Annotated in this window: 17 protein-coding genes and 1 pseudogene; 6 read left to right on the top strand and 12 right to left on the bottom strand. The window is 63.8% G+C overall.

Annotated elements, in window-relative coordinates:
• Positions 1-17: 17 nt before the first annotated feature.
• The 4 genes from ACSMEV_RS19465 to pyk all read right to left on the bottom strand — a co-directional run bounded on the left by ACSMEV_RS19465 (position 18) and on the right by pyk (position 7626).
• Positions 18-2459: an RHS repeat domain-containing protein gene (locus ACSMEV_RS19465; protein WP_459206589.1), complete on the bottom strand. Its 2442-nt coding sequence runs from the start codon at positions 2457-2459 to the stop codon at positions 18-20.
• Complete coding sequence (locus tag ACSMEV_RS19460; protein WP_459206588.1) at positions 2456-5050, bottom strand: RHS repeat domain-containing protein; 2595 nt, start codon at positions 5048-5050, stop codon at positions 2456-2458. Before ACSMEV_RS19460 ends, ACSMEV_RS19465 begins: the two co-directional genes overlap by 4 nt.
• Before the next feature lie 19 nt (positions 5051-5069).
• Complete coding sequence (locus ACSMEV_RS19455; protein WP_459206587.1) at positions 5070-6008, bottom strand: hypothetical protein; 939 nt, start codon at positions 6006-6008, stop codon at positions 5070-5072.
• A gap of 163 nt (positions 6009-6171) precedes the next feature.
• Positions 6172-7626: a pyruvate kinase gene (pyk, locus tag ACSMEV_RS19450; protein WP_459206586.1), complete on the bottom strand. Its 1455-nt coding sequence runs from the start codon at positions 7624-7626 to the stop codon at positions 6172-6174.
• Positions 7627-7828: 202 nt separating this feature from the next.
• Here pyk and ACSMEV_RS19445 point away from each other — a divergent pair, with 202 nt between their 5' ends.
• The 3 genes from ACSMEV_RS19445 to sbcB all read left to right on the top strand — a co-directional run bounded on the left by ACSMEV_RS19445 (position 7829) and on the right by sbcB (position 10192).
• Positions 7829-8215, top strand: coding sequence for a tetratricopeptide repeat protein (locus tag ACSMEV_RS19445; RefSeq protein WP_459206585.1), 387 nt, complete (start codon positions 7829-7831; stop codon positions 8213-8215).
• A 120-nt stretch (positions 8216-8335) separates the two neighbouring features.
• Positions 8336-8695, top strand: coding sequence for a PilZ domain-containing protein (locus ACSMEV_RS19440; protein ID WP_313738650.1), 360 nt, complete (start codon positions 8336-8338; stop codon positions 8693-8695).
• Positions 8696-8761: 66 nt separating this feature from the next.
• Positions 8762-10192, top strand: coding sequence for an exodeoxyribonuclease I (gene sbcB, locus ACSMEV_RS19435; RefSeq protein ID WP_459206584.1), 1431 nt, complete (start codon positions 8762-8764; stop codon positions 10190-10192).
• Between the two features lie 78 nt (positions 10193-10270).
• Here the strand turns inward: sbcB and mvaT are convergent, their stop codons facing one another.
• Positions 10271-10648 carry a histone-like nucleoid-structuring protein MvaT gene (mvaT, locus tag ACSMEV_RS19430; protein WP_296263256.1) on the bottom strand — a complete coding sequence of 126 codons (378 nt, stop codon included), beginning with the start codon at positions 10646-10648 and terminating at the stop codon, positions 10271-10273.
• 285 nt (positions 10649-10933) lie between these two features.
• Here mvaT and purU point away from each other — a divergent pair, with 285 nt between their 5' ends.
• Entirely contained in the window at positions 10934-11785 is an 852-nt protein-coding gene (gene purU / locus ACSMEV_RS19425) for a formyltetrahydrofolate deformylase (RefSeq protein WP_459206583.1), read from the top strand.
• A gap of 3 nt (positions 11786-11788) precedes the next feature.
• On the opposite strand, the gene ACSMEV_RS19420 is transcribed toward purU, so the two are convergent.
• The 7 genes and pseudogenes from ACSMEV_RS19420 to ACSMEV_RS19390 all read right to left on the bottom strand — a co-directional run bounded on the left by ACSMEV_RS19420 (position 11789) and on the right by ACSMEV_RS19390 (position 18763).
• Positions 11789-12781: a lysylphosphatidylglycerol synthase transmembrane domain-containing protein gene (locus ACSMEV_RS19420; RefSeq protein WP_459206582.1), complete on the bottom strand. Its 993-nt coding sequence runs from the start codon at positions 12779-12781 to the stop codon at positions 11789-11791.
• Entirely contained in the window at positions 12778-13542 is a 765-nt protein-coding gene (locus tag ACSMEV_RS19415; RefSeq protein WP_459206581.1) for a DUF2334 domain-containing protein, read from the bottom strand. Before ACSMEV_RS19415 ends, ACSMEV_RS19420 begins: the two co-directional genes overlap by 4 nt.
• Positions 13535-14656: a glycosyltransferase family 4 protein gene (locus ACSMEV_RS19410; RefSeq protein WP_459208386.1), complete on the bottom strand. Its 1122-nt coding sequence runs from the start codon at positions 14654-14656 to the stop codon at positions 13535-13537. The genes ACSMEV_RS19415 and ACSMEV_RS19410 overlap by 8 nt, the downstream gene beginning before the upstream one ends.
• 198 nt (positions 14657-14854) lie before the next feature.
• A complete protein-coding gene (locus ACSMEV_RS19405) occupies positions 14855-15619 on the bottom strand; it encodes a methyl-accepting chemotaxis protein (RefSeq protein WP_409522250.1) in 765 nt (254 codons plus the stop codon).
• A 93-nt stretch (positions 15620-15712) separates the two neighbouring features.
• Positions 15713-16732 (bottom strand): annotated as a pseudogene (locus ACSMEV_RS19400) (HAMP domain-containing protein); the annotation flags it as partial.
• Positions 16733-16939: 207 nt separating this feature from the next.
• The gene (locus ACSMEV_RS19395; protein ID WP_459206580.1) at positions 16940-18412 is read right to left on the bottom strand and encodes an inorganic phosphate transporter; all 1473 of its coding nucleotides are present in this window, start codon (positions 18410-18412) and stop codon (positions 16940-16942) included.
• A 141-nt stretch (positions 18413-18553) separates the two neighbouring features.
• Complete coding sequence (locus ACSMEV_RS19390) at positions 18554-18763, bottom strand: hypothetical protein (RefSeq protein WP_313738657.1); 210 nt, start codon at positions 18761-18763, stop codon at positions 18554-18556.
• A gap of 584 nt (positions 18764-19347) precedes the next feature.
• Here ACSMEV_RS19390 and pcaR point away from each other — a divergent pair.
• A complete protein-coding gene (gene pcaR, locus ACSMEV_RS19385) occupies positions 19348-20217 on the top strand; it encodes a pca regulon transcriptional regulator PcaR (RefSeq protein WP_459206579.1) in 870 nt (289 codons plus the stop codon).
• 301 nt (positions 20218-20518) lie between these two features.
• A complete protein-coding gene (locus ACSMEV_RS19380) occupies positions 20519-21877 on the top strand; it encodes an aromatic acid/H+ symport family MFS transporter (RefSeq protein WP_459206578.1) in 1359 nt (452 codons plus the stop codon).
• Positions 21878-21927 lie beyond the last annotated feature (50 nt).

Raw genomic sequence — 21927 nt, 5'->3', positions numbered from 1 at the left:
GCAGGGCGCACGCAGGGCTATTGCGGCAGGTAGAGCTTGGGTGAGGCGAGGCGGTACTTGTTGGTATTGGCGAAGTGGGCCTTGTCGAACCAGCGGCTCCACAGCGGCGCCTGGTACATGGGGACGTTGGTCGACTGGAGCGTCGGCCCCACCGATCGGGCCGTCTGCAACGAGGCCACACTGCGGATGAACAGCATTTCGTCATAGGCTTCCACCGGCCTGCCCAGCACGTTGGCGATGCTTTGCGCCGCGCCGCTCCTGCCGCCCCAGCACGACAGCAACACCACCTTGCGTCCCGGCTCGTAACCCATCTCGGCCAGTCGAGGCACCAGCACGCTGCGTGCGACGTTGGCGGCCTTGTCGGCCAGGCCCTGGGTGTTCATCAAGTCGCCCAGCAGGTTGCCATGGGTCACCAGTGCGGCATTGCCTTCGCCGAACAGGCTGGGGATGAAGGCGACGTCCTCCTTGCGCGGGCCGGTGCCGAACAGCACGCTGGCAGGCCGCGTGTTGCCTCCCGGGCCGATGCTGTACGGCTTGAAGCCGGTCGCCCGGCTGGCTGCCTGACCCGAGGCGTTGCGTAGCCGCACCGCACTGCGGATCACGCTCGGCGCCATGCCGGTCAAGGCGCCGGCGATGCCGCTGCCCAGCGAGATCCAGCCCAACACGCCGGCCGCCTGCTGATCCCTACCGCTTGCTTCGAGCGCCAGCGCAGCGGCCCCGGTACCCAGCGAGACGACGTTGAGTGCCGCGCTGCTGACGGCCAGCGCCGCTGTGATGTTGAGCCCGGCACCGCCAGCCAGCGCCGCGACGGCAGGCAGCACGCTGCCCAGCGAAGCGGCCGTGGTGATGGCCGCCAACCCCAGACCGATACCGGCTGCGGTCCAGGTGATCCAGCTGTGGCCGTCGGGGTCGGTGCGGTTGACCGGGTCACCGCCACAATAGGCATAGGCATTGATGCCGCCGCGGCCGAACGGGCTTTCGCTGTCAGGGGTGAGGAAAGTCATCAACAAAGGGTCGTAGGGGCGGTAGCCATTGGCGATGTACCAGCCGGTCAGCGGCTCGCAACGTTCGCCGGCGAAGCCGAAGGGGAGATTGGCCTCGGCCAGGCCGGTGACGCCGTGCGCGCTGTACATGCAGCGCTCGGCGCTTGCGTCGAATTGCAGACGAACGCTGCCCTGAACGTCGCAGCCGAGCAAGCGTGCCTGGCGCACCCCTTCGGCGATACGCGTCAGGGCGAACAGGCCTTGGTCGTCGCCGTGCAGGGCAAGGCAGTGCTCGCCCTGGCGTTCGTGGGTCAGTTGCGCCCCGCTGAAGAAACTGCGCCGCAGCTCGCCATCGACCAGCCTGTCGCAGACGCGGCCGCTGGTGTCATAGCGGTACTCGCAGCTTCGCCCGCCCAGCGTGACCTTGCGCAAGCGCCCCTGTGCGTCCCATTCGAGCTGTCGGCCTAGACTGTCGGCGATCAGGCGGCCGCAGGCGTCGTAGCTGAGGGTGATGCGTGCCGGCCAGCTCGGGTGGCTGTGGCTGATCGCCACGGGCTGGCTGGGGTCGTGCTCGGCATAGCTGAACAGGGCATGGTCCTGGCTGCCGTCGGCATACAGGCTGAGCACTTCGCGGTAGCCATCCAAGGCGTTGAACGTGAAGCGCTGTTCGACCAACAGGTTGCCGAACGGGTCCTGTACACCGGCCTCCGGGGTGGCGCTGTAATGCGTCAGGCGTCCGCGCGCGTCATATTCGAAACGTTCCTCGCCACACGGCTGCTGCGCCTCGAACCAGCGGCGCGAGACCAGTTGGTCGAGCCCGGAGTATTCCAGGGTCTGCTCGAGGGTATGGGGTTCGCCCTCGGCCATGGCGCTGAACAGGATGGACGATGGACGGCCCATGGCGTCGTAGCCGAAGGTCCTGCTCAAGCGTTTGTCGGATGTCGTGTCCTGGCTGGTGATGGTCCCTGGGCGGGAAAACGCATCGTAAGTGAAGTGGGTTCGAACAGCGCCCGAGGTCAACACACTGATCCGACCGAGCGCATCGTATTGGCGTTCATGGCGCGTGCCTGCGCTGTCTACCAGGCTCAAGGGTCGCCCGCCCAGCGAATGCTGCCAGCGGGTCAAGTGGTCCTCGCCCTCGACTTGCCATTGTTCCGTTTGCATGCGGCCGCCGGCCGAGAATTGCCAGCGGCGGGTGCCCAGCTCGCCTTCGGCCTCGATGGGGACGCCCAAGGTCGGGTGATAGGCCAGGCGCTCGATCGGTTGCCCCTCGGCTTCACTGCTGAGCAGGGCGTCGCCCAGGTGCGGCTCGTAGGTGAATGCCACGCGTCGACCATCGGCCAGGGTATTGGACTGCGGTGGCAATTGGCCCGGCAGGTAGGCGTAGTGGGTGAGGCGCCCGGCGATCTCCACGCTGCACGGACGGCCCAGGCCGTCGAAGGTTTGCCTACCAAGCACTGTCATCGAAGGGTTCATGGTGCTACCTCCTGAGCTGCGGTCAGCGTGATCGATTCGGGGTGCTGGCCGTCGCTGTGCGCTGCGAACTGCCAGTTCAGTACGGTGCCGTCCGCCAGACGTTTCTCGACCAGGCGTGAATAGTGGTCATGGCGCATCCGTGTGACCCGTGGTGCGCTGCCAGGAAGGAGCACCTGCTCCTCGACGATTCGGTCCAGGCCATCGCGTAGCAGGACGAGGCTACGGACCAGGTGGCCGTCGGTGTCGAATTGGCGTTGCTCGATGGGGCTGCCGGCCACGTTGAAGAGGGTCTGCAACCGCGGGCCGAGCAAGTCGCCGTGGCTTTGCCACTGCTCGCTGCACAGGGCGACCGGGTCGTGACGCAGGTGATTGTGCACGCCGTCGGGGGTGACGCTCAGGTCCATGCGCGCCCAATCGTCGAAGTGCTGGGTAGAGGTGAGCGCCAACGCAGCGGTTTCGTCCTCCCCGACCCAGTCCTGCACGGTCTCGCGGATTTTTCGGCCCAGCGCGTCGTAGTCGGTTCGCGACACTTCACGGAAGCGGTCTGGCGCGTGATCGAGGTCTTGCAATTCGATCCTGAGCACGCGGCCGTCGCCATCGAGCCACTGGCGCCGACAGCGTCCGCTCACATCCAGGTGCTCGACCAGGGATGGCAGGCAGTTGTCGGCCTGCAAGGCGAGGGCGATCTCGTCGCCGAGGTGGTAACGGGCCAATTGCTCGGTTTGATAAGGGCTGTCGGCTGCATGGGTCGTACGTACGATGCGTCCGATCGAGTCGTAGGCATAGCGCGTGAGGCTAGCGCTTTCGCTGCGCTCCCATAGAGTCTGGCCGCTAAGCAGCGCCTGCGCCGAGGCCTTGCTCAAGCGGGTCGATTCATCGTCTTCGAAGCCGAGGGTGGTGAGGGTGGTCACCAGTTCCTCCTCGCCCAAGAGATAGTCGCAACGGGTCGTCGTGGTCTTGCCGTTGAGCGTTACCGCAGTTTGTTGCAAACGACCGTAGTGCGGCCCCGGCGTCGACACATAGGCATAGGCGCTGTGCTCCAGAACCCGCTCGTCTTCCTCGTCGAGCAGCGTTTCGCTGGCGATGACTACATGGTCGGCCGCAGCCTCGAGCAGGGACGCCACGGACTGATAGGAGTAGGTCGTGCTCAGGGTCGGCGCGCCTCTGCTCGGTTGCGCGGGGCGCACGACCTTCTTGCGCAGCCAGCGCACCATGCCCAGCGGATCGGCCGGGCAACCCTCGGCGCCCGCCGCTGGGTAGTAGGTACTGAGCTCCTCGATGCCGGTCGGGTACACCATCTGCACGATGTTGCCGAAGGCGTCATAGCGATACGTGGTGGTCTCACTGCGTCTAGCGTCAGTGTGCGCATGGTCGATGTAGGTGGTGCAGACCTCGTGGGGCAGCTGGCACCAGGGCGGCTGCTGCGCCCAGTCGAGGGTCGGGTCCATGCCGTGGCGGGTCGTGGTCAGCACTTCGCAATCGCCCAGACGATGCGCTTCGCTGACCAGCAGGTGGAAGCGATCCCAGACCCGTTCGATGCGCCCCAGTGGCCGCCCCTCGCCATCGCTCAGGGTTTCGACCACTTGATAGCGGTAATCGCTGTCGACCTGATACAGGTTGTCGCGTCCCGACTGCCAGTCGAACGCCTGATCGCTGCCATAACCCAGGAAATTATGCTCGCCGATCCAGGTGTACGCATGGTCGAGCGCGTTGTGTGGGATGCCGCTCGAATGCAGCCAGGTACTGACCCTGGGCAGGTTGGGCAATGGCGCGCCGGTTGGCAGGCGGTGCGCGTCCTCATCGGTGGCCCAGTGCAGGATGTCGCACGCGCCCAAAGGGCTTTGCACCTTGACGGGCAGGTACAGTTGGGCAGTGCCCGAGGCGATCGCATCGTATTCGATGGCAACGGGCTGCGGCACCTCCGGCAGGTAGACATGGGTCAGCAACTGGTTGCTCAGGTGCAACTCGATCACTGCCGCCGCCGAGGTCTGTGGATTGAGGGTGATGACCACTTTGTCATCGCTGTGCGCCAGCTCCAGCAGGGTGCGTCGTTCATCGCGCACCTGTTGCAAGGTGGAACCGCCGTCACCGAACGGTTGCCACTCGAAGTACAGCCGGCGGCCCTCGGGCGAGCGCAGTTCGCTGAGCAGGTAACGGCTGCTGTCGCTGTGCGGTTTGCGCAGCACTTCGCTTTCGCCCGACTTCTTGTCCACTCGCAAGCTGGCGTCGTCTTGCCAGGTGACGATGACGGTTTCGAGTTTGAGGTCGAGAAAGCGCAGCGACTCGCCGACCGCCATTCCCGAACCGGACAGGTCGATGGCGTAGCGGTCGCCCGAGCCCAGGCTCAAGCGAGGGTTGTGCTGGTCCAGGTCCACCTCCGACAACCCCAGGTTCCAACCCAGGCCGTAGCCTTGGTCGATCGTGCTGGCGAGCGTACTGAACGACAGGCTCAAAGACGCGGCCGGCCCAGCGAGCTGATTGGCGGGCGGCAAGGGCAGGGCCAGGGCGAGCGTGAATTGGCCGGTGCGGGCATCGACGCCCGTCTTCACGAAGTCCGTGAAGTTGCTGGCCTGGGTATGCAGTGTCGGCATGTGAACCTCCAGGGCCGTTTCAGCGCTCGTTGTCGATGATGCGGAAGTCGACCGATCTGCCGTCCGCGAGCGCCAGGAAATCGACCCGATAGCCGTTGCCATGCTGGTCGATCAGTGTCCATGCGCTGACATCGGACCTCAGGTCGTTGCGATGCTTTCGGTAGAAACGCCGGTGGTAGAGGTCCAGGACCATGTGGTGGGGGCTGGGGCTGGAGCCGTGTTGGTCCACGTATCGGTCGGGCTGATAGACGGTGATCGTGGTGGTCGAGCTGTAGTCGTTGGTCAGTTCGAAGGAAATCAACACGTTGTCCCAGCCATGGCGCTCGTAAAACGGTATTTCGGCAGCCGTACCGTGGGCGATGCTGTCGACGATCCTTTGCCCTGGTGCGGCGAAACCGAACAGGCCGATCTGCTCTTCGATCTCGTCGTCCCAGTAACTGTCCGAGGCCTCTTTGTAGGTTTCCTTGGGTTGTATGGCCAAGGCGAACATCGACCGGTGCGCTGTGGGTGGTGCCACCGACTCGACGACGATCGACGATTTGAACGGTGCGGTATCGGTCACGAACAGGGTTTGTGCATCGATGTACACCCCTGCGTAGACTGTGCTCAGTGAGCCGCCCGGGCGCGTCGAGCTGAGGTAGAAGGTACGGCGCCGGGTTTGTCTGCTGGCGTCGAGCACAGGGTGCGGCGCGCTACCCGAGGCATTGAAGTAATCGAAACGTGGGTCGCGCGTGGGATGCGCCACGAGTTCGTGCTCCAGCGAGCGATACTGACCGTCGTCGTCAATCTCGAACAGGGTGACGCTGTCGAGCTGCTCGGCGCTGATCGTCTGGCCGTCGCGCGGGGTCAGGCTGACGGCTACCGCCACTTGTTGCCGGCCATTGGCATAGACGCGGTTGGAGTTGGAGATGATGTCGACACGCAAGCGGCTGAGCCACTGGGTTGCACTGATGCTCATGGGGAACGCTCCATACAGGGGAGCGTCGATTGAAGGGCAAGGGCGCCAACGCGGCGCGCTACATATCGCTCGCCTGGCGAAACCACCGGCGAGCGGGCAAAAAAAGACCGCTCCGGGGAGCGGTCTTTACTGCTGACAGGGCGCTGTCGTCACAACACCTGCATCAGCCGACCAGCGGGTCGCCCACGTGCAGGATCTTCATGCCGTTGGTGCCGCCGATGGTGTGGTAGCTGTCGCCCTTGGTCAGGATCACCCAGTCGCCTTGCTGCACCAGCCCGCGCTGCAGCAGCTCGTCCACAGCCGCCTGGCTGACCTTGTCGCCCGGCAGGGCAGCAGGGTCGAAGGCGATCGGGTACACACCGCGGAACATCGAGGTGCGCGCTTGGGTAGCGCGGTGCGGCGAGAGCGCATAGACCGGCACGTGCGAGCGCAGGCGCGACATGATCAGCGGCGTGTAACCACTTTCGGTGAGGGCGATGATCGCCTTGACGCCGGGGAAGTGGTTGGCCGTGTACATCGCCGCCAGGGCGATGCTTTCGTCGCAGCGCTCGAAGGTGGTGTGCAGGCGGTGGCTGGACTTCTGGCTGGTCGGATGTTTCTCCGCGCCCAGGCAGATGCGCGCCATGGCCTTGACCGCTTCGATGGGGTAGGCGCCGGCGGCGCTTTCGGCCGAGAGCATCACCGCGTCGGTGTTGTCCAGGACGGCGTTGGCCACGTCCGACACTTCCGCGCGGGTCGGCATCGGGTTCTGGATCATCGACTCCATCATCTGCGTGGCGACGATCACCGCTTTGTTGTTGCGCCGTGCGTGCTGGATGATCTTCTTCTGGATGGCGATCAGCTCGGCGTCGCCGATTTCCACGCCCAGGTCGCCACGGGCGACCATGACGGCGTCGGAGGCGGCGATCAGGCCGTCGAGGGTCTCGTCGTCGGCCACCGCTTCGGCGCGTTCGATCTTGGCGACCAGCCAGGCGCTGCCACCGGATGCGTCACGCAACGAGCGCGCGTATTCCATGTCCTTGGCGTCGCGCGGGAAGGACACGGCGAGGTAGTCGAGGTCCATTTCCGCAGCCAGCTTGATGTCGGCCTTGTCCTTTTCGGTCAGGGCCGGTGCCGTCAGGCCACCGCCGCGGCGGTTGATGCCTTTGTGGTCCGACAGCGGGCCGCCGATCAGCACCACGCAATGCAAGGCATCGGCGGTCGCGGTTTCGACGCGCATGACCACGCGGCCGTCGTCGAGCAGCAGCTCGTCGCCCACGCCGCAATCCTTGACCAGGTCGGGGTAGTCGATGCCGACGATGCTCTGGTTGCCTTCGGTCAGCGGGTGCGCGGTGGAGAAGGTGAAGCGGTCACCTTCCTTGAGCTCGATGCGCTTGTCGCTGAACTTGGCGATACGGATCTTCGGCCCTTGCAGGTCGCCGAGCAGTGCCACGTGGCGACCGTTGCGGGCAGCGATTTCGCGGATCAGCCGCGCGCGAGCCTTGTGCTCGTCGGGCGTGCCGTGGGAGAAGTTCAGACGCGCCACGTCGAGGCCGGCGAGGATCAATTGTTCGATCACTTCCGGCGAGTTGCTGGCAGGGCCCAGGGTGGCGACGATTTTGGTACGGCGGATGGTCATGCATAGACTCCTATAGTGAAGCGCAGCGAGAGGCTACTCCTCAATCGGGCTGTAGTCATCGTTCGGTTGCACTACCTGCCGAGTGTGGGTGCCAGGCAGGGCTGCGGTCGCCGCGTGCCGGAGGCGACATGCGCAAGGTGGCAGCGCTGTGTGAAGATTTGCCGTTGCCCGCCGATACAGTGGCCATCAAAGGAGAATGCCCATGCGAACCCTGATCCTGCTGGCCGCGCTGGCCGGCCTCGGCGGCTGCACCCGCTGGTCGATGGACCATCACCTGGACAACGCCTACCGTGCCTACGACCGCGGCGACTGCGCGCGTGTGATGCTTGAGCTGTCGCAGGTCGACCGCACCAGCCGGGCACGACCGTTCATCCATCCAGAGGTCTCGTTGCTGCGCGGGCAGTGCCTGGAACGGCAGAAGCTGTACGTCGATGCGGCGCAGACCTACCAGTACCTGATCCAGCGCTTCCCGGGCAACGAATACGCCTACCGCGCGGCTGCGCGTCTGGAGACACTGGAACGCCTGGGCCACTACCGACCTGCCGAAGCGGCGGTGGCCAGGCCAGTACCCGGTATGACCTGGCGCTGAACGGTGATGGTGAACCCCCTGCTTTATCTGCTATACCCAATGGATCGTTTCTTCGGATGATTGCAACCCACCTGCCAGTCGCGAGTTTTCCTGGCCTCACGTAGGAAAGCCATAAACGCCATGTTCACTGCCCGACAAATCGAACGCCACGAATTGCAACGCGTGTTGGAAGTCTTCAACCGCATCACTGGCTACTCCTTGGGTTACCTGGGCAACGTCTCGGAAAGCGGCCTGATGCTGATCAGCGAACTGCCGCTGATGGTCGGCCCGGATTTCGAATTGCAGATCCGCGTGCCGCTCAAGGGCGGCGGCGAACAGTTCATCAATCTGACCGCCAGTTGCGTGTGGTGCCAGGAAGACGAAACCCCAGGCCACTACAATTCCGGTTTCATGCTGTTGCAGGCGCCGCGCGACTACGATTCCTTCGTCCTGGCCTTGCAGGAGTTCTTCACCTTCCGCCAGATCGGCGCCTCGGCCTGACGCAGGCCTCGCCGCGGGCACCTGCGCACCGCTAGACTCGGGTCGACCTACTGACAGGAAGACCCCGTGAGCTCCAGCATCTTCTGGCACGACTACGAAACCACCGGTATCAACCCGCGCTGCGACCGCCCCCTGCAAATGGCCGGGGTCCGCACCGACCTCGACCTCAACGAGATCGAAGCCCCGATCAGCCTGTACTGCCGCCCGAGCGACGACATTCTGCCGCACCCGGTCGCCTGCCTGGTCACCGGCATCACCCCCCAGCGCCTGGCCGACGAAGGCCTGGGCGAAGCCGAGTTCATGACCCGCGTACACGCCGAACTCGCGCGTCCGGGCACTTGCGGCGCCGGCTACAACACCTTGCGCTTCGACGACGAAGTGACCCGCTACAGCCTCTACCGCAATTTCTTCGATCCCTATGGCCGCGAGTGGCAGGGCGGCAACAGCCGCTGGGACCTCATCGACCTGGTGCGCACCGCCTGCGCCTTGCGCCCCGAAGGCCTGAACTGGCCCGAACAGGACGGGCGCATCAGCCTGCGCCTGGAGCTGCTCAGCCGCGCCAATGGCATCGACCACGGCCATGCCCACGAAGCGTTGTCGGACGTACGCGCCACCTTGGCGCTGGCACGCTTGATTCGCGACCGCCAACCGAAGTTGTACAACTGGCTGTTCGAACTGCGCAGCAAGCACAAGGTGCTGGAACAGATTCGGCTGTTGCAGCCGCTGGTACATATATCCGGGCGCTTCTCGGCCCAGCGCAAATACTTGGGCGTGGTTTTGCCCTTGGCGTGGCACCCGAGCAATCGGAATGCACTGATAGTCTGCGATTTACATCAGGACATTCTGCCGTTGTTGCAGGAAAGTCCTGACGAACTGCGTCGGCGTTTATACACCCGCCGCGAAGACTTGGGCGCCGATCAACTACCGGTGCCGCTCAAACTGGTGCAGATCAATCGCTGTCCGGTCCTGGCACCGCTGTCGGTGTTGCGCACTGAGGATGAGCAGCGTTTGGGCATTGATCGCGGGCTGTATCTGCAACGCGCCGACGCATTGATTCGGCAACAGGCGCATTGGCAAGACAAACTCGCGCCGATGTATAGCGCGCAAGATTTTCAAGTCAATGAAGATCCTGAGCAGCAGTTATATGACGGTTTCATCGGTGAACGGGATCGACGTTTGTGCGAGCAAGTGCGTGCCTTGGATCCGCAGCAACTCGGCCAGGGACAATGGATGTTCGACGATGCGCGTCTGCCGGAACTATTGTTCCGCTACCGCGCGCGCAACTTTCCCGCCACCTTGAACGAGCAGGAACGTCAGCGCTGGTATGCCTTCTGCCAACAGCGCCTGATCCAACCGCAAGCGGGCGCGCCCACTACCTTGGGCGACTTCCAGCAGGCGTTGCAGGGCAGCCTCGCCACGGCGGACGAGGGCGGACGGCGTGTGCTGCAGGCCTGGCAAGCCCATGCGCTGAGCATGCAAGAGCGCTATGCGCTGTAACGCCGTCGGTATTTAAAGGCCATAAAAAAACGCCAGCGAGTGCTGGCGTTTTCGATCGAGCAAGTACTAGACGGAGAATCAACCCAGCAGGGTCGACCAACCTTCGACCTCGTCACCACCCCACTTGGCTTTCCACTCTTTCAGGGTTTTGTGATTGCCACCTTTGGTTTCAATCACTTCGCCATTGTGTGGGTTTTTGTATTGCTTGACCTTGCGCGCGCGTTTGGTGGTCGCTGGCTTGGCCGCGCCACGTGGCGCTTTGCTGATTTTCGCATCGGGATCGAGCAGGGCGATGACATCGCGCAGCGACTTGGAGTATTCACCCATCAGTGCGCGCAGTTTGCCTTCGAATTCCAGCTCTTTTTTCAGCTTGTCATCTTGCGAGAGATTGGCCAGGCGCGCTTGAAGTTCTTTGATGGCTTCTTCGGTGGCACGGTATTCGTTGATCAGGGACATGGGACGTTCCTTGGATAACAATTGTGGGAGACAGTGGGGCAATAATAGACACGCGTCAGGGGCAAGTAAACAACTAACGCTGCTGGCTGCATATTTCAAAGCAAACACAGGGCGATGTATTTGGTAAAAAAATTTTTAATTATCGGCCGACCCTTCGCCGCCTGTGTTCGTTCAACACATTGCCCGTGGCGCAAAAGCCCGCCGTCGCCGGGCGACGATGCTTACTGCGTTTTTCCCTGCATGCCGCTACAATCGCCGCCTTTGCGAAGTTCTGGAGTCTGTTTGATGCGCACCTACCGTTTGGTGATCGCGTGCCCCGACCGTGTCGGTATCGTGGCCAAGGTCAGTAATTTCCTGGCGTTGTACAACGGCTGGATCAATGAAGCCAGTCACCACTCCGATGAGCAGAGCGGTTGGTTCTTCATGCGTCACGAAATCCGTGCCGAGACCCTGCCGTTCGGTATCGAAGCCTTGCGCGAAGCGTTCGCGCCGATCGCCGAAGAGTTCTCCATGACGTGGCGGATCACCGATTCGGCGCAGAAGAAGCGTGTGGTGCTGATGGCCAGCCGCGAATCGCACTGCCTGGCTGACCTGTTGCATCGCTGGCATACCGATGAGCTCGATTGCGACATTCCTTGCGTGATCTCCAACCACAACGACCTGCGCAGCATGGTCGAGTGGCACGGCATTCCGTTCTTCCATGTGCCGGTCGATCCGCAGAACAAACAGCCGGCCTTCGCCGAAGTCTCGCGCCTGGTCGCCGAGCATGGCGCCGATGTCGTGGTACTGGCGCGCTACATGCAAATCCTGCCGCCCCAGCTATGCCAGGACTACGCCGAGCGGGTGATCAACATCCACCATAGCTTCCTGCCGTCGTTCGTCGGTGCCAAGCCGTATCACCAGGCCTCGTTGCGCGGCGTGAAGCTGATCGGCGCAACGTGCCACTACGTCACCGAAGAGCTGGACGCAGGTCCGATCATCGAGCAGGACGTGGTGCGTGTCAGCCACGCCGACACCATCGAAGACATGGTGCGTTTTGGCCGCGACGTGGAAAAGATGGTGCTGGCCCGCGGTCTGCGCTACCACCTCGAAGATCGCGTGCTGGTACACGGCAACAAGACCGTGGTCTTCGACTGAGGCTCAGCTGGTCTGGCGACGCCCGCGTTGCAACAGCGGGCGCGCCAGGAGGCAGACGAACACCGGCCCACCGGCCAGCAGATAGAAGTAGTAGGTGATCGCCCGCCAGATGACGATCGCCGCCGCCGCCGTGGAGCTGCCCACCAGAGGCGTCAGCAGGGTGGCCGAGGTCAGTTCGGCAGCTCCGGCACCACCTGGCAGCAGACTGAACTGGCCGGCGCTCAAGGCCAACATCTGCACCAGAAAACTCGGTATCCAGCCCAGGTTGGCCTGCAACCCTTGCAGGACCAGGTACATGACGCTGAAACGCAGGCTCCAGTGCGCGCAGGTGAGGGCGAACACCAATGCCAGCGTGCGTTTGGGCAACCGCCAGGTCTGTGCCAGGGCATGCAGGAAGCGCAGCAGTTTGCGTGCCCAACGTCGCTGGCGCGCCGCCGACAGGCCAACGCGGCGCAGCACCCGCCCATTCCAGCGCATGGCTTGCCGCCGCCACCGCATCAGTGCCAACAACGACGCCAAGGCCGCGCACAGCATCAGCGCGCTACCCATCAGCATGGTCTGCTGGCTATGGCCGAGGCGGTTGAACACCGCATAGCCGGCGATCGCCAGCATGGCGCAGAAAAAGAACAGCAAGTCGTTGAGCTGGTCCATGGCGAACGCCGCACCGCTGCGCGCCGCGCCGATGCCTTCGCGGTTGAGCAGGGCGATCAGCGCCAATGGGCCGCCGCTGCCGCCGGGTGTGGTGCAGATGGCGAACTCGGTGGCCATCAACACGCCTACGCTGCGGATCCGGCCCAAGTGCGCACCCTGCTGGCCGAGCAGCAAGCGCAGGCGCCAGGCATTGATCACCCAGCACAGCACGATCATGCCAAGCAGACTGGCCAGCAAACCGGACGGAAAGCTGCGTAGGCGTGGCAGCAGTTCACTGCCACCGAGAAACATCGGGACGGCCAGCGCCAGCAGCACGGCCAGCCCCAGCCAGACCCAACGTGTCATGAGGCGAGCTGGCGATCGAGCCAGACGGATTTGGTCACAGGCTCTCGGCCCTGAGCCATTAGCTCGCGCAGGGTGTTCATCCAATAGTCGCGGGACGAGCGGTGGCGCATGTCTACCGGGTGCAGCCCCAGACGCAATGTATCGGCCGATGCCAGACGCTTGCGTTGCCAGTCGCTGATCACCTTGGACATGCCGCGCCGCCAGGCACTGCGCGCGCTCCACACCAGCCCAGGGGCGTCGATGGCAGCGAAATCCGGCAGACGGTACAAGTGCTGTGGCGTGCTGGTGTAGCGCAACGGCAGTTGGCGCAAGGCCTGGCGTGTACCTTCGCTCATCAGCCAGGCCGGGGCAACGAAGCCGGCCACCGGCCAACCTTGTGCCTCGAACAGTTGTAGCCCTTCGCGCAATCGATGCAGCGCCTGCGACTGGTCCAGACCATAGAACTCACCTTCATGGGTGTACACCCGGCGCATGAACAGCTCGCGCGGCGTGCGCGGCGCCGGGCCATCATCGGCATGATAGAAGCCGTGCAGGGCCAGCTCGTCGCCTTTGGCCAGGCGTCTGTCCATCAGCCGGCAGAAATCGGGGGCGTGTTGCAGCGCGTTGCGGTGGTGGAAGTCCGGCACCACCAGCCACGTCATGGGCACATTGCCCAGCGCATCGACCGCTTCGACGAAAGGGCGGTAATCGGGCCAGGTTTCCGGCGCCACATCGTGCAGCACCAGCATCACGCTGGGCGGGTTGGGCGAAGGCTCACGCATGGGCACGCACCATTGGCTGATGGCCGAGCACGGCCTGGTAGTGGTCGAGCAGGCCGTTGACCACGCTGGTCCACGAATACTGTTGCTCCACATGGCTGCGGGCCTGGGCGCCGAGCTTGCGTACGCCCTCTTCGAAGACCTCATGCACGGTGACGGCCATGGCCCGGCCATCGTTCGGCGCGCACAGGCGGCCACAGTCTTCGCGCACGATTTCGCTGAAGGCCCCAGCGCGTACGGCCACCACCGGCGTGCCGCTGGCCATGGCTTCGAGGATCACCAGGCCGAAGGTCTCCTGGTCACCGGCATGCACCAGCAGATCGGCGCTGGCCAGCAGATTGGCGACTTCCTGGGGCGGGCAGAACTGGTTGATCACCGTGACGTTGTCCGGCACGTTGGCCGGCATGCTCGAGCCCACCAGCAGCAAGTGGTAGCGGCTGCCCAGTTGGCGCATGCAATCGAGCAGCACCGGCAGGTTCTTCTCCCGCGAACCACGACCGGCGAAGACCAGCAGGCGCGTGGTGTCGGGAATACCCAGACGGGCCTTGAGCTGCGTGTCGCGGTGCGAGGGGTTGAACATGTTCAAGTCCACGCCCAGACGCTGCACGTGCACGTCCTTGACGCCCAGACGGGTGAGTTTGTCGGCCATCACCTGGCTCGGCGCCAGGACGCGGTCGAAGTTGCCGTACAACTTGCTGACGTAAGCCTCCACATTGGGCGTGAACCAGTTGCCCATGCGGTTGCTGACCAGCAGCGGCAGGTCGGAATGGTAGAAGCCGATCACCGGCACATCGAGCTGGCGCCGTGCTTCGAGCGCGGCCCAGGCCGTGAGGTACGGGTCGCCGACTTCGATCAGGTCGGGCTGCAAGGTGCGCAGCGTGTTGCACCACGGCGCCAGGCGTACGGGAAAGCGGTAGCCCTTGCCGAACGGCAGGGGCATGGCCGGCACCTGGTAGACGCCGTTGTCTTCGCTGGCCGACGCCCCCGGGATGAGTAAGCTGTGACGCACGCCGGACATGGCGTCGAGGCGTCGGTGTTTGGCATCAAGGTACGTCCGTACGCCCCCGCTTGCCGGGGCGTAGAACATGGTGATGTCAGCAATGTGCACGATCGGTATCCCTCCGGGATCATCTTCGGTCCTGGCCTACGGCTGTAACACACCGTTACAGAACACGCTTGAAGGTTGACCTTGGAAAGGAGGGGTTTGTTCGATCGACCTGTGCGATCAAGGGTTTGGCGCTAAACCTTGGTCTACGGCGGATTGTGTTCCGGACGCCGTGGCCCGCGCGCGACGCGGCACCACGGCGGGGCGGCATCAGATCCTGAACGTGCCGACCAGATGCTTGAGGCGGCTGGCTTGCTGTTCCAGGTCGGCACAGGCGCGCAGGGTGGCCTGCAGGTTCTCGACGCCTTCCTGGTTGAGCATGTTGATCTCACTGATATCGACGTTGATCGCCTCGACCACGGCGGTCTGCTCTTCGGTGGCGGTGGCCACCGATTGGTTCATGCCGTCGATCTCGCCGATACGCCCGGTTACGCTGCCCAGGCGTTCGCCGGCCTGGTTGGCGATCTCGACGCTTTCCTGGCTGTGGCGCTGGCTCTGGTCCATGGTGTCCACCGAAGCGCGCGCGCCGACTTGCAGTTCTTCGATCATGCCCTGAACTTGCTGCGCCGACTCCTGGGTGCGGTGCGCCAGGTTGCGCACCTCATCGGCCACCACGGCGAAACCGCGACCGGCTTCGCCCGCGCGCGCCGCTTCGATGGCGGCGTTGAGCGCCAAGAGGTTGGTCTGCTGAGAGATGCTGGTGATCACTTCGAGAATCTGCCCGATGTTCACGGTCTTGCCGTTGAGCGTTTCGATGTGGGCGCTGGAGGTGACGATCAAGTCGGACAAACGCGTCATCGCCTGGATGTTGCGCTCCACCACCTGCTGGCCCTCTTCGGCCAGTACCCGTGCGGAGCTGGCGTGCTGCGAAGCCAGGGCCGCGTTGCCGGCGATCTCCTGGGCGGCGGCGCCCAGCTCGTTGATCGCTGCGGCCACGCTGTTGGTGCGGTTGCTCTGCTCGTCGGAGTTGCTCATCGACGAGTTCGAGGCGCTGATAACCCGCAGGGCCACTTCGTTGACCTGCTCGGTGGCCGACGACACTTCGCGGATCGAGCTATGGATCCGTTCGACGAAGCGGTTGAAGGCATTGCCCAGGATGCCGAATTCGTCGTGGTGCTGGATATCCAGGCGGCGGGTCAGGTCGCCTTCACCCTCGGCGATGTTTTCCATGGCGCGGGTCATGACGTGCAGCGGTTGCATCAGTACGCGAATCAGCAGGCCGAGCAGGGCGATGATGATCACCACCGCCACCAGGGTGGCGATCACCGCCGAGGTGCGGAAGGTGCTGAGCATGGCGAACGCCTGATCCTTGTCGATGGACAGGCCCACATACCAGTTGGCGTTGGGCAGGCCCTTGATCGGCGTGAAGCTGAGCAGGCGGCTCTGGCCGTCGGCTTCCTGCACCTCACTGAGGTCTTGGCTCAGCTTCGGTGCCTGGCCGGGGAACAGGTCGCCCAGCGACTTCATCACCAGCTCCTGTTGCGGGTGCACGAGGATCTTGCCCTGGTCGTTGACCAAGAAGGCATAGCCCATGCCGCCGAAGTTCAGCGCGTTGATGATCTTGGCCAGCCCGTCCAGGGCCAGGTCGCCGCCGACCACACCGACGTTGGTCGCGGCTTTGCTGATGATGCTGATGACCATCTTCTGGGTGGTCAGGTCGATGTAGGGTTCGGTGAGCATGGCACCGTTGGCGCTCATGCCGTCCTTGTACCAGGGGCGGATGCGCGGGTCGTAGCCGTCGGGCATCTTGGCGTCGGGGCGCACGGTGAAGCGGCCGTCGACCTGGCCGAGGTAGACGGTCAGGAAGCTCGAGGTCAGCGCCGGCTGGCCGAGCAGGGTAGCGGCCTCGGCCGGTGCCTGGGCGATGTTCTGCGCCAGGTTGTCGACCATGCGGATACGCCCGTCGAACAGGCTGTTGACGTTGGTCGCGGTGGACTGGCCCATCTCGGCCAGGTAGCTCTCCAGGTCTTCGCGGATGGCGTTGCGTTGCAGATAGTCGTTGAACAGGGTGAACAGGCTGAAGGCGACGATCACGATCAGTGACGCGGCAAGGAGGATCTTGTGGCTGAATCGAAGGCTTTTGCGCATGGCGTGCTCGGGTCCGCTGGGCTTATGTGTCGAGTGGTTGCCGCCTGCGCGCTGCGCAGCGATGGCCTGAGGGTATCGGCCAGCAATGCCTTGAGCTTGAGCCTCGATGGCCAGAAAAAAGCAGAAAGCGGGTGTGTCGCCGGTTTTTTCATCCACCTACGAAAAAGGCGCCCCTGAGGGCGCCTTATCGCATACCGCATAGGGCGATCAGCCGATGAAGCGCGTCGCCAGCCAGAACAGCGCGGCGGACAAGGCCACGGTGGCGGGCAGGGTCAGGACCCAGGCGAGCAGGATGGTCTTGATGGTGCCGCCTTGCAGGCCGCTCTTGTTGGCGACCATGGTGCCGGCCACACCCGAGGACAGCACGTGGGTGGTCGATACCGGCAGGCTGAACACGTTGGCCATGCCAATGGCGCAGGCTGCGGTGATCTGCGCCGACATGCCCTGGGCGTAGGTCATGCCTTGCTTGCCGATCTTCTCGCCGACGGTGAGGACCACGCGCTTCCAGCCGACCATGGTGCCCAGACCCAGGGCCAGGGCGACCGCGACGATGACCCAGAAGGGCGCGTACTCGGTGGTGGCGGTGAGGTCTTTGCGCAGTTTGTCGAGGTCGGCACGCTCACGCGCTTCGAGGCCCGGCAGCTTGCCGACCTTCTTCGCGGTGTCGTCCAGGCACAGCAGGTAACGACGCACTTCCACGCGCTTCTCGGCGCCCAGGTCGTGATAGTCGGTCACGCCTTTGAGCGAACGCTGCAAGGCGCTGATGGTCGGTTCGGTCTGCTTGGGATCGCAGCTGAACTGGCCTGGCAGGTCGCCGGCTGGGGCCTTGCCCAGGGCCAGGAACTCGCCGAGGGTGTCGGCGTTGCGCTGGTAGAACTGGCTCAGGTGCAGGGTGGCGTCGCGGGTGCGTTCGATCTGGTAGGTGCTGCTGCCCAGGTCGAGCACGAACTGCGAAGGCACGATGCCGATCAGCACCAGCATGATCAGGCCGATGCCCTTCTGGCCGTCGTTGGAACCGTGCACGAAGCTCACGCCCATGGCCGAGATCACCAGCACCAGGCGATTCCAGAAGGGCGGGTGCTTCTTGTCGTCCAGCTTGCGCCGCTGTTCCGGGGTCTTGTGCATTTTCGACAGCGGCCGCCAGCGCTTGAGCATCAGCAGCACCAGGGCGGCGACGATGAAGCCGGCCAGGGGCGAGAACACCAGCGACAGGCCGATGTCGATCGCTTTCTGCCAGTTGACGCCGTCGCCCAACGGGATGTGGTTGATCAAGGCATTGGCCAGGCCCACACCGAGGATCGAGCCGATCAGCGTGTGCGAACTGGAAGCGGGAATGCCGAAGTACCAAGTGCCCAGGTTCCAGGCGATGGCTGCGGCGAGCAGGGAGAAGACCATGGCCAATCCATGCCCGGTGTTCACGTTGATCAGCAGTTCCACCGGCAGCAGGTGGACGATCGCGTAGGCCACGCCCACCCCACCGAGCAGCACTCCCAGGAAGTTGAACACCCCCGAGAAGAACACCGCCAGGTGCGGCGGCATGGCTTTGGTGTAGATGACGGTGGCTACCGCGTTGGCGGTGTCATGAAAGCCATTGATGAACTCGAAAGCGAGCACAAAGGTCAGCGCAAGCACCAAGCTCACGGCTACCCAGGCATCCAGTCCGCTGAATAAATCAATCATGAAAAGTTTTCTGGCGGTCGAAAGGGGGCCGGATTATGCCAGAAAAACCAGAGATTCGAAGCACCCGCTTTGACTCTAAAATCTTGCGCCAGGTCACATCAATGTGCCGTTGCGGGTCGCCTCGCTGCTGTCAGCGGGGCATCAGCGCTTCTCGACGCCCTCGCCACGCAATTCCTTTTCCATCTTGTCGAGCTCTTCGGCGAAGGCCTGATCGTGGATGGTGGTGCGTTTGCGCCACGGTTTGCGTTCCGGTTCCGGTTGCGCGGCGTACGTGGTGACTTCGCCACCATAGAGTCCGGTAAAACGTTCGGCCTGGCGCTCAAGTTCGGCGCGCAGTTCATCTTTTGTCACAACAATACCTGCCAATGAAAAGTTATATCCCGGTCGACGACAGTTGCGTAAGTGCCTGTCGGTTACGGACCTGGGGACGTCGCGCTGCCGTAACGTCAGGTTGAAGCTTGTCTGGGGCTGCCGCTCACCGGGGCGCCCGCCGGCTTGGTCGGGCCGGAGAAGGGGGGCAGGTGGCAAAGCCGGTCAATACAGGTGGTCGATCGAACAAAGTCTGACATCGAGCGATGAAGACGGCGAGATTATAACCAAGTTGCCGGCTAAGCAAATCCTAAGCTCGAACAGGGCGCGATGCATGTGAAGTGGCAGGCGCGCTGTCCAACGGAACAGCCGTTTACGAAACTTTTATCGACACTACCTTGGAGCACTTGGGCAGTAGGAAAGTTCGGTGGTCGATATAAATGAAAACGGCCTCGCTGAGAGGCGAGGCCGCTGCCTTGAAGCTTCCACGGTGGGTACCTGACCAGTCTCTCCAAAGAAGCCACATGGGCAGATGGAAAGGTATAAGCAAACGTGTCGGCGGTCAATTGCGATTATCGGCCGCTTGTTCGATAATCGCACAAAGCACCGTTTTTTGAGGCAAGTCCATGAGCGAAGAAACCCTCGACAGCGCAGGCGCAAATTCCCTGCGTGCCGCCAGCGCAGCGCTCGCACCGCCCATCGTGGCCTCGGCGGCCAAACGCATTCAGGCGTTCACCGGCGATCCGGATTTCATGACGTCGCTGGCCCGCGGCCTGGCGGTGATCCAGGCTTTCCAGGAACGCAAACGCCACCTCACCATCGCCCAGATCAGCCACCGCACGGAAATTCCCCGAGCCGCCGTGCGGCGCTGCCTGCACACGCTGATCAAGCTCGGCTACGCCACCACCGACGGGCGTACCTATTCGTTGTTGCCCAAAGTGCTGACCCTGGGGCACGCCTACCTGTCGTCCACGCCGCTGGCAGTCTCGGCGCAGCCGTACCTCGACCGCATCAGCGAAAAACTCCACGAAGCGGCCAACATGGCCACTCTGGAAGGCGACGACATCCTGTATATCGCCCGTTCGGCCACGGTCGAGCGGTTGATTTCGGTCGACTTGTCCGTTGGCGGGCGCTTGCCGGCCTACTGCACGTCGATGGGCCGGATCATGCTGGCGGCGCTGGACGATGCCAGCCTGCGCGAATACCTCGAACGCGCCGACCTCAAGGCCCGCACCAGCCGCACCCTGCATGACGCCGAATCGCTGTTCGCCTGCATCCAGCAGGTGCGCGAGCAGGGCTTCTGCGTGGTCGACCAGGAACTTGAGCAAGGCCTGCGTTCGATCGCCGTGCCCATCTACGACGCCTCCGGGCAGGTGCTGGCCGCGCTCAACGTCAGCACCCACGTGGGCCGGGTTAGCCGCAGTGAGCTGGAGCAGCGTTTCCTGCCCATCCTGCTGGCCACCAGCCAGGACCTGTGCACCCAGTTGTTCGGCTGAAACGCACAGCACCAGCAAGCCCTGCCCGGCGTTTAGCGTTCGGTAACCGCACACACTCTGGGCGCATCAATTGCGCCCTTCGTGCTCGCTGATTACTGTTGCTCGTATCGGTCGGCCCCGCCGACCGCACAATAACAACAGGCGAGAACCCTCCATGAAAACGACTGCTTCGCTGCTGCGGCCGTGTGCGCCCGCCGTGCCCCCGCATCCCGTCTAGCCAAAGGTTGCACCACATCCATTCCCCACGGCTGCACTGCCGACAGTGCAGGCGTCCGTTTGTGCGCACCGTCTGGACGACCTCATGACCCTGAATTTCGACAAAGCCCCCGCGCCTGCCGGGCAGATCCTCGATGTACAACGCCTGATCAACCAGCAACCCCTGTCGCGCTATCAGTGGCGGGTGGTGCTGCTGTGTTTTCTGATCGTCTTTCTCGACGGGCTGGACACGGCGGCCATGGGCTTCATCGCCCCGGCGCTGTCCCAGGAATGGGGCATCGACCGTGCCAGCCTGGGGCCGGTGATGAGTGCGGCCTTGATCGGCATGGTCTTCGGCGCACTGGGCTCCGGGCCGTTGGCTGACCGCTTCGGCCGCCGCGGTGTGCTGATTGGCGCCGTGTTGGTGTTCGGCGGCTTCAGCTTGGCCTCGGCCTACGCCACCTCGGTCGACCAATTGCTGATGCTGCGTTTTCTCACTGGATTGGGCTTGGGGGCGGGTATGCCCAACGCCACCACCTTGCTCTCGGAGTACACCCCCGAACGGCTCAAGTCGTTGCTGGTGACCAGTATGTTCTGTGGCTTCAACCTGGGCATGGCCGGCGGCGGCTTCGTCTCCGCCAAGCTGATTCCGGCCTACGGCTGGCACAGCCTGCTGGTGCTGGGCGGGGTGCTGCCTTTGCTGCTGGTGCTGGCGCTGGTGCTGTGGTTGCCGGAGTCGGCGCGCTTCCTGGTGGTGCGTAAGCGCGGCACCGAGCAGGTGCGCAAGACCCTGGCGCCGATCGCCCCGGCCCTGGTCGCGCAGGCTCAAGGCTTCAGCGTACCGGAGCAGAAGGCCGTGGCCGCGCGCAATGTCTTCGCGGTGATCTTCTCGGGCACCTATGGGGTCGGGACCCTGTTGCTGTGGCTGACCTATTTCATGGGCCTGGTGATCGTCTACCTGCTCACCAGCTGGCTACCGACGCTGATGCGCGACAGCGGCGCAAGCCTGGAGCAGGCCGCGTTCATCGGCGCTCTGTTCCAGTTCGGCGGGGTACTCAGCGCGGTGGTGGTGGGCTGGGCGATGGACCGTTACAACCCGCACAGGGTCATCGGCCTCTGCTACCTGTTGGCCGGCGGTTTCGCCTACGCAGTGGGCCAGAGCCTGGGCAACATGGCGCTGCTGGCGACGCTGGTGCTGGTCGCCGGCATGTGCGTGAACGGCGCGCAATCGGCCATGCCGTCGCTGGCGGCGCGCTTCTACCCGACCCAGGCCCGCGCCACGGGCGTGTCGTGGATGTTGGGCATCGGCCGCTTCGGCGCCATCCTCGGCGCCTGGAGTGGGGCGACGCTGCTGGGCCTGGGCTGGAGCTTCACGCAGGTGCTCACGGCCTTGCTGGTGCCGGCGGCCCTCGCTGCCTTGGGCGTGGTGCTCAAGGGGTTGGTCAGCCACGCGGATGCCACGTGAAACCTCATTCATCGGACAGGCCTGAATCGATACATACCGTTCGATAATCG

It is taken from the genome of Pseudomonas sp. MLB6B, from assembly GCF_054508135.1.
Note: the sequence above shows the minus strand (reverse complement) of the source record. Positions and strands in the feature narration are given on the sequence as shown.